This is a genomic window from Micromonospora sp. NPDC005161, from assembly GCF_053599855.1.
Window position 1 is genome coordinate 16,167 of the sequence record NZ_JBSFYQ010000049.1, and the last position, 14,378, is coordinate 30,544.

18 protein-coding genes are annotated in these 14,378 nt (G+C 71.3%); 13 read left to right on the top strand and 5 right to left on the bottom strand.

Translation table 11 applies throughout. The annotated features are described in order from the left end of the window. Positions 1–77: 77 nt before the first annotated feature. The 13 genes from ACWD5O_RS31570 to hypE are packed head-to-tail and all read left to right on the top strand — an operon-like array spanning position 78 to position 10,029. Entirely contained in the window at positions 78–1,487 is a 1,410-nt protein-coding gene (locus tag ACWD5O_RS31570; RefSeq protein ID WP_354967854.1) for a hypothetical protein, read from the top strand. Continuing rightward, positions 1,484–2,080: a hydrogenase maturation protease gene (locus ACWD5O_RS31575; protein ID WP_387329366.1), complete on the top strand. Its 597-nt coding sequence runs from the start codon at positions 1,484–1,486 to the stop codon at positions 2,078–2,080. Before ACWD5O_RS31570 ends, ACWD5O_RS31575 begins: the two co-directional genes overlap by 4 nt. Further along, the gene (locus tag ACWD5O_RS31580) at positions 2,073–2,429 is read left to right on the top strand and encodes a hydrogenase maturation nickel metallochaperone HypA (protein ID WP_354967852.1); all 357 of its coding nucleotides are present in this window, start codon (positions 2,073–2,075) and stop codon (positions 2,427–2,429) included. The genes ACWD5O_RS31575 and ACWD5O_RS31580 overlap by 8 nt, the downstream gene beginning before the upstream one ends. Then, on the top strand, positions 2,429–2,968 hold the full coding sequence (locus tag ACWD5O_RS31585; RefSeq protein WP_354967851.1) for a hemerythrin domain-containing protein: 540 nt from the start codon (positions 2,429–2,431) through the stop codon (positions 2,966–2,968). Before ACWD5O_RS31580 ends, ACWD5O_RS31585 begins: the two co-directional genes overlap by 1 nt. Beyond that, positions 2,965–4,086 (top strand): NADH-quinone oxidoreductase subunit B family protein, encoded by a 1,122-nt coding sequence (locus ACWD5O_RS31590; protein ID WP_450087558.1) that lies wholly within the window; start codon positions 2,965–2,967, stop codon positions 4,084–4,086. The genes ACWD5O_RS31585 and ACWD5O_RS31590 overlap by 4 nt, the downstream gene beginning before the upstream one ends. Further along, on the top strand, positions 4,083–5,882 hold the full coding sequence (locus ACWD5O_RS31595) for a nickel-dependent hydrogenase large subunit (protein ID WP_387329361.1): 1,800 nt from the start codon (positions 4,083–4,085) through the stop codon (positions 5,880–5,882). Before ACWD5O_RS31590 ends, ACWD5O_RS31595 begins: the two co-directional genes overlap by 4 nt. After that, positions 5,875–6,486 carry a hypothetical protein gene (locus ACWD5O_RS31600; RefSeq protein WP_449939229.1) on the top strand — a complete coding sequence of 204 codons (612 nt, stop codon included), beginning with the start codon at positions 5,875–5,877 and terminating at the stop codon, positions 6,484–6,486. The genes ACWD5O_RS31595 and ACWD5O_RS31600 overlap by 8 nt, the downstream gene beginning before the upstream one ends. After that, positions 6,483–7,097, top strand: a complete 615-nt coding sequence (locus ACWD5O_RS31605) for a DUF5947 family protein (protein WP_450087559.1) — start codon at positions 6,483–6,485, stop codon at positions 7,095–7,097. Before ACWD5O_RS31600 ends, ACWD5O_RS31605 begins: the two co-directional genes overlap by 4 nt. A gap of 14 nt (positions 7,098–7,111) precedes the next feature. Further along, positions 7,112–7,315 (top strand): hypothetical protein, encoded by a 204-nt coding sequence (locus ACWD5O_RS31610; RefSeq protein WP_450087560.1) that lies wholly within the window; start codon positions 7,112–7,114, stop codon positions 7,313–7,315. A 29-nt stretch (positions 7,316–7,344) separates the two neighbouring features. Further along, the gene (locus tag ACWD5O_RS31615; RefSeq protein WP_387329349.1) at positions 7,345–7,446 is read left to right on the top strand and encodes a DUF6893 family small protein; all 102 of its coding nucleotides are present in this window, start codon (positions 7,345–7,347) and stop codon (positions 7,444–7,446) included. Positions 7,447–7,467: 21 nt separating this feature from the next. Next, a complete protein-coding gene (locus ACWD5O_RS31620) occupies positions 7,468–7,740 on the top strand; it encodes a HypC/HybG/HupF family hydrogenase formation chaperone (RefSeq protein ID WP_354967845.1) in 273 nt (90 codons plus the stop codon). Between the two features lie 13 nt (positions 7,741–7,753). Beyond that, the gene (hypD, locus tag ACWD5O_RS31625; protein WP_354967844.1) at positions 7,754–8,881 is read left to right on the top strand and encodes a hydrogenase formation protein HypD; all 1,128 of its coding nucleotides are present in this window, start codon (positions 7,754–7,756) and stop codon (positions 8,879–8,881) included. Continuing rightward, a complete protein-coding gene (gene hypE / locus ACWD5O_RS31630; protein ID WP_450087561.1) occupies positions 8,878–10,029 on the top strand; it encodes a hydrogenase expression/formation protein HypE in 1,152 nt (383 codons plus the stop codon). Before hypD ends, hypE begins: the two co-directional genes overlap by 4 nt. 66 nt (positions 10,030–10,095) lie before the next feature. On the opposite strand, the gene hypF is transcribed toward hypE, so the two are convergent. From hypF to ACWD5O_RS31655, 5 genes are read right to left on the bottom strand one after another with little or no spacing between them, the layout of a single operon-like run. Then, a complete protein-coding gene (gene hypF, locus ACWD5O_RS31635) occupies positions 10,096–12,375 on the bottom strand; it encodes a carbamoyltransferase HypF (protein WP_450087562.1) in 2,280 nt (759 codons plus the stop codon). Positions 12,376–12,384: 9 nt separating this feature from the next. Further along, on the bottom strand, positions 12,385–13,050 hold the full coding sequence (locus ACWD5O_RS31640) for a D-sedoheptulose-7-phosphate isomerase (RefSeq protein ID WP_354967841.1): 666 nt from the start codon (positions 13,048–13,050) through the stop codon (positions 12,385–12,387). A 55-nt stretch (positions 13,051–13,105) separates the two neighbouring features. Beyond that, positions 13,106–13,348: a HypC/HybG/HupF family hydrogenase formation chaperone gene (locus tag ACWD5O_RS31645; RefSeq protein ID WP_354967840.1), complete on the bottom strand. Its 243-nt coding sequence runs from the start codon at positions 13,346–13,348 to the stop codon at positions 13,106–13,108. After that, positions 13,345–13,959, bottom strand: a complete 615-nt coding sequence (locus ACWD5O_RS31650; protein WP_354967839.1) for a D-sedoheptulose-7-phosphate isomerase — start codon at positions 13,957–13,959, stop codon at positions 13,345–13,347. Before ACWD5O_RS31650 ends, ACWD5O_RS31645 begins: the two co-directional genes overlap by 4 nt. 10 nt (positions 13,960–13,969) lie before the next feature. Further along, complete coding sequence (locus ACWD5O_RS31655) at positions 13,970–14,347, bottom strand: helix-turn-helix transcriptional regulator (RefSeq protein ID WP_354967838.1); 378 nt, start codon at positions 14,345–14,347, stop codon at positions 13,970–13,972. Positions 14,348–14,378: the final 31 nt, after the last annotated feature.

Below are 14,378 nucleotides of genomic sequence, written 5' to 3' on the forward strand. Positions count from 1 at the left end.
CCTGGTGGGACGGGTTAGACCAGTGTGACCGCTTGCCGCAGCGGGTTCCGAGCAGGCCCTGAAGGGGGTTGAGTACCGTGCCGACCGATCGCCCCAGTTCCCGGATCGACCGCGCCGAGGCGGTCGCGGACGCGATCCTGTACGAGGGCTACCTGCTCTATCCCTATCGGCGCTCATCGGGAAAGAACCGGGTCCGCTGGCAGTTCGGGGTCCTGGTGCCCCCGACCTGGGCGGCGGCGCACGGCCTGGTCGACAGCGGCGTGGCCGGCTCCGCGGAGTCGCCGTGGCAGCAGACCGAGTGCCTGCTGGAAGCGCCAGACCCGGCGAACGTCCGAATCCGGCTGCGGTTCCTGCACCTGCAACGCAAGCTGACCGAGCAGCGGACGGCCGGCGGGTACCGGCCGGTCGACCGGATCGAGGCCGGTGGCCGCACGGAGCTCAGCTTCGACGAGGCGGTGCCGCGGGAGTTCGACATCGAGGCGTCGGTGGGTGACCTGCGGCGGGGCCGCCGGCTGGACGTCCGGCTACCGGGTGGGGACGACGTCGAGCCGCTGGTCGACGGCCGGAGCGAGCCGGTCGGGCGGGTGGTGCGCCGGCGCTGGCCGTTGTCCGCGTCGGTCACCGTCTCCGCCGCCCCGGCCGAAGCGCCGTTCCCCCTGCTGCGGCTCGCGATACGCGTCGAGAACACGGACGGGACCATCCCGCCGGACAGCCCGCGGGACGAGGCGTTGCGCCACTGCCTGCTGGCGGCCCACACGCTGGCCACGGTCAGCCGGGGGCGGTTCCTGTCCCTGCTCGACCCGCCGGAGTGGGCGGCGTGCGCAGCCCGGGAGTGCCGCAACGTGCACACGTTCCCGGTGCTCGCAGGCGAACCTGGCAGCGCCGACGTGCTGCTCTCGTCGCCCATCATCCTCTACGACCACCCGCAGATCGCGCCGGAGAGCCCGGGTGACTTGCACGACGCGGCCGAGATCGACGAGATCCTCTCGTTGCGGACGCTCACGCTCTCCGACGCCGAGAAGCGGGAGGCGCGGGCCACCGATCCCCGGGCCGCCGCGATCGTCGACCGGGTCGAGGCCATGCCGCCCGCGGTGTTCGAACGGTTGCACGGCGCCTTCCGGGCCCTGGCGCCCGTACGCCGGGGTGGCGATGCCGCCCCCGACCCGGAACGGCCATGGTGGGAGCCCGGCGCCGATGACGGGATCGCGCCGGAGACCGAGACGGTGCTGGTCGCGGGCGCTCTGCTGGCGCGGGGCAGCCGGGTCCGGTTACGGCCCCGCCGGCGGGGCACGGACGCCCACGACATGTTCCTGGAGGGCCGTACCGCCCGTGTGGAGCAGGTGCTGCTCGACGTGGACGGGTCACGATTCCTGGCCGTGACGGTGGACGACGACCCGGGCGCGGAGCTGCACCAGTGGTACGGGCGGCTGCGTCACTTCCGTCCCGAGGAGGTCGAGCCGTTGACCGGAGAGGTGGCGACCCCGTGAGCGGCGCCGTGAGCAGCCCCGACGGCGGGCGGATCCTGGTCGCCGGCATCGGCAACATCTTCCTCGGCGACGACGCGTTCGGCGTCGAGGTCGTCCGGCGGCTGCGGGACGCGGTCCTCCCACCGGGGGTGGATGTGTCCGATTACGGCATCCGGGGGATACACCTGGCCTACGATTTGCTGGACGGCCGCCACGACGTGCTGGTCCTGGTGGACGCGTTGCCGCTGGACGAACCGCCCGGGACGTTGGCCGTACTCCAGGTGGACCTCGACGATCCGGGCTGGACGCTACGGCCGGCCGACGTGCTGGACGCGCCGGCCGCCGACGCGCACGGCATGGATCCCGAGTCGGTGCTGCACCTGCTGCGCGGCCTGGGCGGGAGCGTCGACCGGGTCCTCGTGGTGGGTTGCCGTCCCGCGGTCCTCGACGAGCGCATGGGGCTGTCGGCTCCGGTGGCCGCCGCGCTCGACGAGGCGGTCCGGACGGTGACGGGGATCGTACGGGAGGAAGCCGCGCGGCTGGGGCGCGGCGACGGGCCGGCACCAGGCACGCCCGCAGACGGCAGCGAACGGGGGGTGAGCACGCATGCATGAAACAGGTCTGTCCGAGGCGATCGTGGCGGCGGCGGTACGGCGGGCCGCCGGCCGCCGGGTCACCGGGCTGCGGGTGCGGATCGGTGGCCATCCGGTCGACCGCGACGTCGTCACGCAGGGCATCCAGCTGGCCGCGGCCGGCACGGTCGCCGCGGACACCGCCGTCGACCTGGTGCTCGAACCGATGACGGTGGCCTGCCACGGCTGCGGCCGCAGCGGGCCGGTCGACGACCACCTCGCGATGGTGTCCTGCCCGCAGTGCGGGGGCGTCGACATCGACGTCACCGGCAGCGACGACGTCGTACTGGAATCGATCACGGTGGACAGCGCCGGACGGGGGGCGGTCTGATGGACGCTACGGAGTTGCTCCGGCACGACCACCGCGTGGTGGAACAGCTGTTTCGGGACTATCAGGCAGCGGAATCGGACGCGCAGCGCCGCGGCGTCGTGGAGATCCTCATTCGCGAGCTGTCGAAGCACGCCGCACTGGAGGAAGTTCTCTTCTACCCGTTCGCCGCGAAGGTCCTGGCTGACGGCCAGGTCGACCGGCACCTCTCCGGGCACCGGCCGATCAAGGAGTTGCTCCTCGAGCTGGACCGCTGCCGGACCGGCGATCACGCGCAGGACGAGCTGATGGAGCGGCTGGCGTCCGCCGTCGCACGGCATGTGCAGGACGACGAGAACGAGCTCATGCCGCAGCTGAGCGTCCGGGCCGACGAGCAGGCCCTCCGCGAGCTGGGCCAGGAGATTGACCACGGCAAGCAGCGGGCCCCGACGCGCCCGCACCCGCACGCGCCGGACAAGCCGCCGGCGCTGGCCCTCGCGGTGCCGGTGGCGGCCATCTACGACCGGCTGCGGGATCGGATCCAAGGGAGGCCACGCACATGACACAGGGCGTACGCGACACCGCGGTGATCCCGCAGGAGAACGGGTTCGACGAGGTCACCATCCTCTGGATCTCCGAGGGCATGAGTTGTGACGGCGACTCCGTGTCGATGACGGCCTCCGCTCAGCCGGCGATCGAGGACGTCGTTCTCGGGCTCGTTCCCGGTCTGCCGAAGGTCAACCTGCACAACAAGGTGTTGTCGCCGACCGCCGGCGGTGAGGAGTTCCTGGCGCCATACCGGAAGGCGGCCCGTGGGGAGATGCGCGAGCCGTTCATCCTCGTGATCGAGGGCTCGATCCCGAACGAGAACATCAACGGCGACGGGTACTGGACCTCGTTCGGCAATGACGAGCGCACCGGTGAGCCGCTGACCTTGAACTGGTGGCTCGACCAGCTGGCGCCGAAGGCGTGGGCGGTGGTCGCGGCCGGCACGTGCGCGACGTACGGCGGCATCCACGCCATGGCGGGCAACCCGACGGGGTGCATGGGCCTGGCCGACTATCTCGGGTGGGACTTCCGGTCGCGGGGCGGTTTGCCGATCGTCAACGTGCCCGGCTGCCCGATCCAGCCGGAGAACTTCATGGAGACCCTGACCTGGGTGCTCTACCACGCCGCTGGCTCGGCCCCACCCCCGCCGCTGGACCACATGCTGCGGCCGCAGTGGCTGTTCGGCAAGACCGTGCACGAGGGCTGCGACCGGGCCGCCTACTACGAGCAGGCCGACTTCGCCAAGGACTACAACTCGCCCAAGTGCCAGGTGAAGATCGGCTGCTGGGGACCGGTCATCAACTGCAACGTCCCGAAGCGCGGCTGGATGGGCGGCGTGGGTGGCTGCCCCAACGTCGGCGGCATCTGCATCGGCTGCACCATGCCGGGCTTCCCCGACAAGTTCATGCCGTTCATGGACATGCCTCCCGGTGGCAGCCTTTCCACGCTGATGATCAAGCCGTACGGCGCCCTGATCCGCCGCCTGCGCAGCATCACCAACGCGACCGCCAACAAGGAACCGAAGTGGCACCACAACGGTCCGGAACTCACCAGCGGCTACAACCCCCGGTGGCGCCCGTACGCTCCGGCAGATCCCCGTCGACAGGCGGCAATGGAAAGGAACAAGTCGTGACCGCGACGGAACCGAAGCCGGCCGTTGGCCAGAAACCCGGCGAACTGGTGGAGATGGCGTGGGATCCGATCACCCGGATCATCGGCAACCTCGGCGTCTACACGAAGATCGACTTCGCGAACCGCGTGGTCGCCGAATGCCACACCACGTCGTCGCTGTTCCGCGGCTACTCGGTGTTCATGAAGGGGAAGGATCCGCGGGACGCCGGCTTCATCACCAGCCGGATCTGCGGCATCTGCGGCGACAACCACACGACCTGCTCGGTGTACGCGCAGAACATGGCGTACGGCATCAAAACCCCGCCGCTGGCCGAGTGGATCATCAATCTCGGCGAGGCCGCCGAGTACATGTTCGACCACACCCTCTTCCAGGACAATCTCGTCTTCGTCGACTTCTGCGAGGCGATGGTCAAGCAGACCAACCCGAGCGTGCTCGCCCTGGCCGAAAAGACCGCGGCACCGGGCCGGGACATCCACGGCTACCGGACGATCGCCGACATCATGCGGGCCTACAACCCGTTCGAAGGCGAGGTCTACAAGGAAGCGCTTAAGGTCAGCCGGACGACCCGGGAGATGTTCTGCCTCATGGAGGGCCGGCACGTCCACCCGTCGACGGTCTATCCCGGCGGCGTCGGCACGATGCCCCAGCCGTCGCTGTTCACCGACTACCTGAGCCGGCTGATCAGCATCCTGGACTTCGTCAAGAAGGCCGTCGCCATGAACGACGACATCTTCGACTTCTGGTACGAGGCGCTGCCGGGCTACGAGGAGGTCGGCCGCCGCCGAGTCCTGCTCGGCTGCGGGGGCTCGTTCCAGAACCCCGACGTCGTCGACTACCGATACGAGACCATGACGAACTGGGGACGAGCCATGCACGTCACGCCCGGCATCGTCGTCGACGGCAAGCTGCTCACCACGGACCTGGTCGACATCAACCTCGGCATTCGGATCCTGCTCGGCAGCTCCTACTACAAGGACTGGGCGGGCCAGGAGGATCCGTTCGTCAAGTACGACCCGCTCGGCAACCCGGTCGACATCCGCCACCCCTGGAACCAGACCACCCTCCCGGATCCCGGCAAGCGCGACTTCAGCGACAAGTACAGCTGGGTGATGAGCCCCCGCTGGTTCGACAAGAGCAGCGGGGAGCACCTCGCCCTGGACACCGGCGGCGGTTGCTTCGCCCGGCTGTACACCACGGCGCTGGCGAAGATGGTCGACACCCCGTACGTCAAGTCGACAGGGAACAGCGTGCTGATCTCGCTGCCGAAGAGCCAGCAGCTGCCCGAGATGACGCTGGAGTGGAAGATCCCGAAATGGTCGAACGCCCTGGAGCGGGACCGCTCGCGGGCCTACTTCATCGCGTACGCCGCGGCGATGTCGCTGTACTTCCTGGAGCGGGCAATGGAGCGGATGCGCGCCGGCGACATGCGGGTCTTCGCCGAGTTCGAGGTGCCGGACGAGGCCATCGGCTGCGGCTTCCACGAGGCCGTCCGGGGCATCCTGTCGCACCACATCGTGATCCGCGACCGCAAGATCGCCAACTACCAACCGTACCCGCCGACACCGTGGAACGGCAGTCCCCGCGACAGCTACGGCACCCCCGGGCCTTACGAGGACGCGATCCAGAACACGCCCATCTTCGAGGAGAACGGCCCGGACAACTTCAAGGGCGTCGACATCATGCGGGCGGTGCGCAGCTTCGATCCCTGCCTGCCGTGCGGGGTGCACATGTACGTCGGCGGCGGCCAGACCCTCAAGAAGATCCACTCGCCGATGTTCGGCGCGTCGCATGGCTGAGCCGCCGGACGTCCCGCGGCTCGACGACGCCGCCGTCGAGCCGCGGCTGGCCCGCCTGGACGCCGTGCTCGCCCAGCTCGAGCAGACCCCCGGCCGCACCGCCGAGCTGGCGCTGAACGCCGTCGAGGTGCTGACCGAGGTGTACGGCGAGGCGCTGGCCCGGGTCACCGACCTCGCCGCCGACGACCCTCGCGCGCTCGACCGGCTGACCGGCGACGAGCTGCTGCGGCACCTGCTGCTGTTGCACCGCGTCCATCCGGATCCGCTGGACCGGCGGGTGGCCCGTGCGGTGGACGACCTTCGGCCGCAGCTGCAGGCGCAGGGTGCCGAGATCGCGCTGATCGGTGTCCAGGACGAGGTGGCGCGGATCAGCCTGTCCGCGAGGTCGTGCGGCGGTGGCGGCACTGTCCTGCGGGACCTGGTGCAGCAGCAGGTGCTGACGTTCGCGCCGGAGCTGTCCGCCGTCGACGTGGTAGCACCCGCGCCGGCTCCGCCGCTGATCCCGGTCACCAGTCTGTGGCAACGGCCGGACCGGCCCGAGGTGGCGACGATGCGCGAGGCGGGGCGCGTTGCGGGGCCGGTGGCGCTGGGTGGCCCGGCATGACGGCAGGCGCGCTGCAGCGGGCGATCCGCCGCGCCGGGGAGCGCGCGGCCGCGGTCGAGCGCTGCGGCATGTGCGCCGAGCCGGTCGGCCCCGAGCACCGGCACGTCTGGGACGAGCAGGACGGGGAGCTGATGTGCTCCTGCACGCCGTGCTCCCTGCTGTTCGACCGCGAGGCGGCCGGCGGCGGCCGGTACCAGCTCGTCCCCACCGAGGGCAGACGGTTGACCCGGCTGTCCGCCGACGAGCTCGGCGTGCCCGTCGGCCTGGTGTTCTTCGTGAAGCAGCGGGACGGCCGGGTGCTCGGGCACTACCCGAGCCCGCTCGGCACGACCGAGTCGGAGATCGATGCCGGCGCCTGGCAGGCCATCGAGGCACGATCACCCGCGCTGGCCGAACTCGCGCCACGGGTCGAGGCGTTCCTGGTGTGGACGGGCACGCCGCGCGGCGGCGGCCAGCAGTGGGTGGTGCCGGTCGACGACTGCTTCCGGCTCGTGGCGCTCATCCGCCGGCACTGGACGGGCATGTCCGGGGGAAGCGCGGTGTGGCGGGAAATCGCGGGGTTCTTCGACGATCTCGGGCGGCGGCACGGTGGGCCGTCCGGCGACAACTGATGGAGGGGGCGGTAATGGGCGAGATCCGGGTGGGCGATCCCGATATCGAACTCGACGCGCCGGCGCACACCAAGGGCGTCGAGGAGGGCAACTCGCGGAGAAAGAAGCAGGCGGGCCACAACGCGGACGGGACGGTGGACGGCCGCCGCTCGACCGGCATCCGGCCCGAGAAGCACGGCCCGATCCTGCCGATCATGCCGAACCTGCCGCCCGGCTGAGCCCGGCGCGGGTCCGAAGGAGGTGAGCTGTGCGGAAGCTGTTAGCGCTGCTGGCCGGCGTCGCCGTGGTCGGGGTGTTCTGGAAGGAACTTCCCGCACTGCGGCGCTACATCAAGATCGAGAAGATGTGACCGGAGAGGACCAGCAAGTCGATGTGTCTTGGGATCCCAGGCGAGATCGTCGAGATCAAGGCCGGTCACGACGACCTGGCCGTCGTGGACGTCGTGGGCGTCCGGCGGGCGGTCAACATCGGCCTGCTCGGAGCGGACCGGATCGGCGTCGGGGACTGGGTGCTGGTCCACGTCGGGTTCGCCATGTCGAAGATCGACGAAGCCGAGGCGGCCGCCACGTTGGCGCTGCTGACCGGCCTCGGGCAGGCGTACACCGACGAGCTGCAGGCGCTCGCCGAATCTGACATCACCTAGAGGGGGCGACCAGATGCGTTTCGTCGACGAGTACCGCGACGCGGACAAGGCCCAGGCGTTGGCCACCCAGATCGCCGCGCTGTGCGAGCCGGGACGGCAGTACAAGTTCATGGAGGTCTGCGGCGGGCACACGCACACCATCTACAAGCACGGGATCGAGGACTACCTGCCGGAGAACGTCTCACTCGTGCACGGGCCGGGCTGCCCGGTCTGCGTCATCCCGATGGGCCGGGTGGACGACGCCATCGCCATCGCCAACGAGCCGGGCGTCATCCTGACCGCGTTCGGCGACATGATGCGGGTCCCGGGCGGGAACGGCTCGTTCCTGGACGCCAAGGCGGCCGGTGCGGACATCCGGATGGTGTACTCGCCGCTGGACGCCCTGAAGATCGCCCGGACCAACCCGGACCGCAGGGTGGTCTTCATGGCGATCGGGTTCGAGACTACCTCGCCGTCGACCGCGATGACCGTGCTGCGGGCGGCCGCCGACGGCATCGATAACTTCTCGGTGTTCTGCAACCACGTCACCATCCTGCCGGCCATCAAGGCGATCCTCGACTCACCCGACCTGCGGCTCGACGGCTTCCTCGGACCCGGGCACGTCTCCACCGTCATCGGCTGTCGGCCGTACGAGTTCATCACCCGCGACTACGGCAAACCGCTGGTGTGTGCCGGGTTCGAACCGCTGGATCTCCTGCAGTCGGTCTTCATGCTGCTCAAACAGCTCGCCGAGGGGCGCTGCGAGGTGGAGAACCAGTACACCCGGGTGGTGCCCTGGGACGGCAACCTGCGGGCGCTGGAGGCGATCGGCCAGGTCATGCAGCTGCGGCCGTACTTCGAGTGGCGCGGCCTCGGCTTCATCTCGCACTCCGCACTGCGGATGCGGGACGAGTACGCGGCGTACGACGCCGAGCGGATCTTCGACGTGCCCGGGGTACGGGTGGCCGACCCGAAGGCCTGCCAGTGCGGCGAGGTGCTCAAGGGGGTACTCAAGCCCTGGGAGTGCAAGGTGTTCGGCACCGCGTGCACGCCGGAGACCCCCATCGGCACGTGCATGGTCTCCTCGGAGGGTGCGTGCGCCGCCTACTACAACTTCGGCCGCTTCACGAGGCAGCGGCTGACGGAGGCGGTCCGGGCATGACGACCGAACGCACCGCCGGGTGGGCCGAGCGCCCGGTGGCCGAGGCGGAGGCGACGACCGAGCGCGAGCTGGGGCGGCTGTCGCCGGAGCAGCAGGTGCTGAAGCGCATCGAACGGGCCCGCCGGCGCGCGCCGAAGATCCGGGAGAGCCGGATCACGCTTGCGCACGGCGCGGGTGGGAAGGCGACGCACAGCCTGGTCGAAGGGCTGTTCGTCGAGGCGTTCCGCAACCCGACGCTGGAGGCGCTCGAAGACGCCGCCGTGCTCTCCGTGGGCACCGGCCGGCTGGCGTTCACCACCGACTCGTACGTGGTGTCGCCGCTGTTTTTCCCGGGCGGGGACATCGGCGACCTCGCGGTCAACGGCACCGTCAACGACCTCGCGGTCAGCGGCGCCCGGCCGCTGTACCTGTCGGCCGGGTTCATCCTAGAGGAGGGCTTCCCCGTCGCCGACCTGCGGCGGATCACCGCCTCCATGGCCGCCGCCGCGGCGCGCGCCGGAGTCCAGGTCGTCACCGGCGACACGAAGGTGGTGCAGCGGGGCAAGGCCGACGGCTGCTACGTCAACACGGCCGGCGTCGGGGTGCTGGAGCGGCCGCTGAGCCTGGGCGCCGCGCACATCCGCCCGGGTGACGCGGTCGTCGTCTCCGGGCCGATCGGCGACCACGGAGTCACCATCATGCTCGCCCGCGGTGAACTGGACATCGCCGCCGACCTCGCCTCGGACACCGCGGCGCTGCCGGGGCTGGTGGACGCTCTGCTGGACGCGGCTCCCGGGGCTCGGCTGCTGCGCGACGCCACCCGCGGCGGTGTGGCGACCGTCCTCAACGAGGTGGCGCAGGCGGCGCAGGTCTCCGTCGTCGTCGACGAGGCGTCCGTACCGGTGCGTCCGGCCGTGACCGGCGCCTGCGAGCTGCTCGGCATCGATCCGCTCTACGTGGCGTGCGAGGGACGCCTGGTGGCCGTGGTGGACGGCACGCAGGCGGAGGCCGCTCTGGCGGCGCTGCGCGGCCACCCGCTCGGCGAAGGTGCGGCGGTGATCGGCCGCGTCGCCGCCGACCCGCCCGGAATGGTGCTGCTCAGGACCGCGTTCGGGGGCACCCGGGTGGTCGACATGCTGGTCGGCGACCCACTCCCCCGCATCTGCTGACGGCGGTCGCGGGGCCAGCCGGCGGGCACGGCGCGCGCCGCGGCCACCGCTGATCGCGCCGCGAGGTCAGCCGGCCGGTACGGCCCGCGCTGCGGCCAACACGGCCTGGCCGAGCGAGATGCCACCGTCGTTGGGTGGCACCCGCGAGTGCACCAGCACCCGGAAGCCGTCCCGCTCCAGCCCGCTCACCACCAGGTCGAGCAGCAGCACGTTCTGGAAGACCCCGCCGGAGAGCGCGACGGTGGTCAGTCCCGTGTTCTCCCGGACGGCTCCTGCCGACCGGACCACGGCGTCCGCCAGGCCATGGTGGAAGCGCGCGGCGATCCGGCCGGGATCCACGCCGGCGAGCAGGTCGTCGACCACGCACCGGACCAGCCCGCGCCCGGCCTCCAGGAGCGGCACGGGGCCGCCCGCCTCGACCGGGTAGCCGCCCCGCTCGTCACGGTGGGCCCGCTGCTCCAGGGCGATCGCGGCCTGCCCCTCGTACGTGACACGGTCGTGCAGGCCGAGAAGCGCCGAGACGGCGTCGAAGAGCCGGCCGGCGCTGGAGGTACGCGGCGAGTTCGTCCCGGTCCGCGCCAGCGCCACCACCGCGGGCCACTGCCGCTCGTGCCGGCGCAGCACCGGCAGCTCCGGTACGGCGTCGCCGTAGATCTCGTCGAGATAGGCCGCCGCCATCCGCCACGGCTCGCGTACCGCCGCGGCCCCACCCGGCATCGGCAGCGCGCCGAGGTGACCGACCCGCTCGAACCCGGTGAGGTCCGCGACGAACAACTCCCCGCCCCAGAGGGTGCCGTCCGGGCCGTACCCGAGACCGTCGAAGGCGACGCCGATCACCGGGCCGGGGTCGCCGTTGTCGGCCAGGCAGGACGCGATGTGGGCGTGGTGGTGCTGGACGCCGAGCAGTTCGACGTCATCGCGCCGCAGGGCGTACTTCGTGGACAGGTACTCGGGATGCAGATCGTGGGCGACGACCGCCGGCCGGACGTCGAAGAGCCGGGTGAAATGCGCGATGCCGTCGGTGAACGCCCGCAGCGTCTCGTAGTTCTCCAGGTCGCCGATGTGGTGCGACACGAACGCGCGCCGTCCCTTCGCCACGCAGAAGGTGTTCTTCAGCTCCGCGCCGCAGGCCAGCACCGGCCGGTCGAACCGCCACGGCAGCGTGATCGGGGCGGGCACGTAACCGCGGGACCGCCGTACCGGCAGTTCCCGGCCGCGGAACACGCGGACCACCGAGTCGTCGGTCCGGACGTGGATCCGCCGGTCGTGCACGAGGAATCCGTCGGCGATCGGCGCGAGCCGCCGACGGGCGTCGTCGTCACGGTGCGCGATCGGTTCGTCGGAGACGTTGCCGCTGGTCAACACGATCGGCATGCCCAGTCGCCCGAGCAGCAGCTGGTGCAGCGGCGTGTACGACAGCAGCACCCCCAGCTCGCGGTTGCCCGGCGCCACCGACCCGGCGACCGGGGCGTCGGCGCGGCGGGGCAGCAGCACCACGGGACGGCGGGCGCTGGTGAGCACCGCCTCGGCCGCCGGCGCCACGTCGACCAGGGTGCGCGCCGTCGGCAGGTCGGCGGCCATCACGGCGAACGGCTTCTCCTCGCGGTGCTTGCGGGCGCGCAGCGCCGTGACGACCCGATCGTCGTCGGCTCTCGTGGCCAGGTGGTAGCCGCCGAGGCCCTTGACCGCGACGATCCGGCCGTCCCGCAGCCACCGTACGGCGGTGTTCAGGGGGTCACCGGGGACCGGGGCGCCGTCGGCGGTGACGAACCGGAGGGCGGGACCGCAGGCGGGACAGCACACCGGCTCGGCGTGGAAGCGGCGGTTCGCCGGGTCGGCGTACTCGGCGGCGCACTCGACGCAGAGCGGGAACCCGGCCATGGTGGTGGTGCGGCGGTCGTACGGGACGTCCTCGACGATCGTGAAACGCGGGCCGCAGTTGGTGCAGTTCGTGAACGGGTAGCCATGGCGCCGGTCCGCCGGGTCGGCCAGCTCGGCGAGGCAGTCCGGGCAGGTGGCGGTGTCCGGGGAGATCAGGGCGTCCCGGCCGGCGCCGGTGACGCTGCTGACGATGGCGAAGCCGGGCCGGCCGGTCGGCGGGACCGGCTCGGTGGTGAGCCGCTCGACCTCGGCGAGGGTCGGCGCCCGCCGGCTGAGGTCGGCCACGAAGGCGGCCAGCCGTTCCCCGTCCCCTTCGACCTCCACGAAGACGCCCGCGGTGTCGTTGCCGACGAAGCCGGCCAGGTCGTACTCGGTGGCGAGTGCGTGCACGAACGGCCGGAAGCCCACCCCCTGCACGATGCCCTCGACGCGGACGTGCACCCGCCGCACGCTGGCCAGGTCCATGACGACCGGTCAGAGTTCGTCGGCCAGCGCCTGCTGGGTGAGTTCCCAGAGCACGTGGTAGACCGTCGTCTGCGCCTCCTGGACCCGGTGCACCGATGCCGACGGCACCACGAACAGGTGGTCGACGAACTCGGACTCGGCCATCCGGCCGCCGTCGTACCCGGCGAGCCCGATGGTGAGCATGCCGCGCCGGGAAGCCTCCTCGAATGCGCGCAGCACGTTGTTCGATCCGCCGCTGGTGGACAGCCCCACCGCGATGTCCCCGGCCCGACCGAACGCCGCCAGCTGCCGGGCGAAGACCACCTCGAACCCCACGTCGTTGGAGAGTGCGGTGATCAACGCGACGTCGTGGGCCAATGAGATGGCCGGCAACGGCCGGGCGACCGCCGGTGGGTGCAGAAACAACTGCGTGATGTCCTGCGCGTCGGTGCTGCTGCCGCCGTTGCCGAACGCGAACAGCGTGCCGCCGGCCCGGAAAGCCGCGGAGCACCGGCGGGCGCAGTCGACCAGCCGCTGCCCGTGCTCGGCGACAAGGGATTCGCGCAGGGCGACGATCTCCGCCGCCTTCGCCGCGGTAGACTGCGCCACCTCGGCGAGCACCGCGTCCACGTCGGTCGGCCGGGTGTCCAGGAACGGGTAGAGCGCCCCGATCGCGCCCTCGACCCCGGCGCTCACGGGGCCACCTCAGTTCGCGGCTGCGGGGCTCGCAGATCCGGCTCACTCCTCGCGCTCACGACCGCTTCTCCACGACGGCGATGGCCTCCTTGGCGTGCACCAGCACTACGTCGCCCGGTCCCGCGTCGACCAGGGCCACGCTGACCTCCTCCGGCCCGGCGTCCGTGTCGACCATCGCCAAGCCGCCGGCCAGCACCTCCCGTACCCGGACGGCGACCGCCGCATCGGAACAGGTGATGCACACGTCGTCGTGGCACTCGGGCATGGCCCGGGTCGTCGTCACCGGCTGCGGGTTCACCGAACCAGCTCCGGCTCCAGCAGTCCGGGCTGCTCGAACAACACGTGCACCAACTCCCACAGGATGTGATAGATCGTCACGTGCACCTCCTTGACGATGCACGGGTCCTCGGAGCGGGCGACGACGACGTGGTCGGCGATGGCGTCCCGAGCGATGTCACCGCCATCGCCACCGAGGAGTCCGACGGTGAGGAGACCGAGGTCGCGGGCCGTCACCAGACCGCGCCGCACGTTGGTGCACCGGCCATCGGCGGACAGGCCGAGCGCGATGTCCTCCGGGGCGGCGAGCAGGCGCAGCTGAGCCGCGAACACCTCGTCGAAGCCCTCCGCCCGGGCGATCCCGGTGAGGGTGGCGGCGTCGTTGGTCAGCGAGATCGCCGGCAGGGCTCGCTTGCCGACGATGACCGGGTGAACGAACTCCACCACGATGTGCTGGGCGTCGGTCGCCGGCCCGCCGTTGCCGAAGACGATCAGCTTTCCGCCGCGATGGAAGCGTACGGCCATCTCGTAGCAGGCCCGGGCGATCTGCGGCGCGTCGCCGGCGAGCGCCTGCGCCGGTGCCACCCGGCGGGCGAACGCGCGGCCAACGGCCGGCAGGACAGACGACTCCATGCTCCTCCGTTCAGGGTCGGGCAGCGACGTACCGGTCAGCGCCGCCGGGATGCGCGCTCTGGAAGGCGCCTGCCGAGCGGCGCAGACAGGCGCCGATGACCTGGTCGAGCTGCGCCAGCTGGACGGTCCACGACCGGAGATCGTCGCGGCCCTTGGCGGTGAGCTGGTAGCACCGGCGGGCCGGCCCCGCTTCGGCGGTCTCCCATCCGGAGACCAGCGACCGGTCGCGTTCCAGGCCGCGCAGCACGCGGTAGACATGGCCGGGTTCCACATCGGTCAGTCCCAGGTCCCGGAGCCGGTCGATCAGGTCGTACCCGTGACCGGGCCGCTCGAAGATCAGGAGCAGGAGGAACGGATGCAGCAGACCACGCAGCTCACGTCCGTGCATGCCAATCCCTTCCCGCCGCGCGCCACCTTTT

Bases quoted from the DNA above. Each gene is read 5' to 3' on its own strand.
- ACWD5O_RS31650 (WP_354967839.1), bottom strand. From the start codon at position 13,959: ATGGAGTCGTCTGTCCTGCCGGCCGTTGGCCGCGCGTTCGCCCGCCGG.
- ACWD5O_RS31600 (WP_449939229.1), top strand. From the start codon at position 5,875: ATGGCTGAGCCGCCGGACGTCCCGCGGCTCGACGACGCCGCCGTCGAG.
- ACWD5O_RS31610 (WP_450087560.1), top strand. From the start codon at position 7,112: ATGGGCGAGATCCGGGTGGGCGATCCCGATATCGAACTCGACGCGCCG.
- ACWD5O_RS31580 (WP_354967852.1), top strand. From the start codon at position 2,073: ATGCATGAAACAGGTCTGTCCGAGGCGATCGTGGCGGCGGCGGTACGG.
- hypE (WP_450087561.1), top strand. From the start codon at position 8,878: ATGACGACCGAACGCACCGCCGGGTGGGCCGAGCGCCCGGTGGCCGAG.
- ACWD5O_RS31655 (WP_354967838.1), bottom strand. From the start codon at position 14,347: ATGCACGGACGTGAGCTGCGTGGTCTGCTGCATCCGTTCCTCCTGCTC.
- ACWD5O_RS31605 (WP_450087559.1), top strand. From the start codon at position 6,483: ATGACGGCAGGCGCGCTGCAGCGGGCGATCCGCCGCGCCGGGGAGCGC.
- ACWD5O_RS31590 (WP_450087558.1), top strand. From the start codon at position 2,965: ATGACACAGGGCGTACGCGACACCGCGGTGATCCCGCAGGAGAACGGG.
- ACWD5O_RS31620 (WP_354967845.1), top strand. From the start codon at position 7,468: ATGTGTCTTGGGATCCCAGGCGAGATCGTCGAGATCAAGGCCGGTCAC.
- ACWD5O_RS31585 (WP_354967851.1), top strand. From the start codon at position 2,429: ATGGACGCTACGGAGTTGCTCCGGCACGACCACCGCGTGGTGGAACAG.
- hypF (WP_450087562.1), bottom strand. From the start codon at position 12,375: ATGGACCTGGCCAGCGTGCGGCGGGTGCACGTCCGCGTCGAGGGCATC.
- hypD (WP_354967844.1), top strand. From the start codon at position 7,754: ATGCGTTTCGTCGACGAGTACCGCGACGCGGACAAGGCCCAGGCGTTG.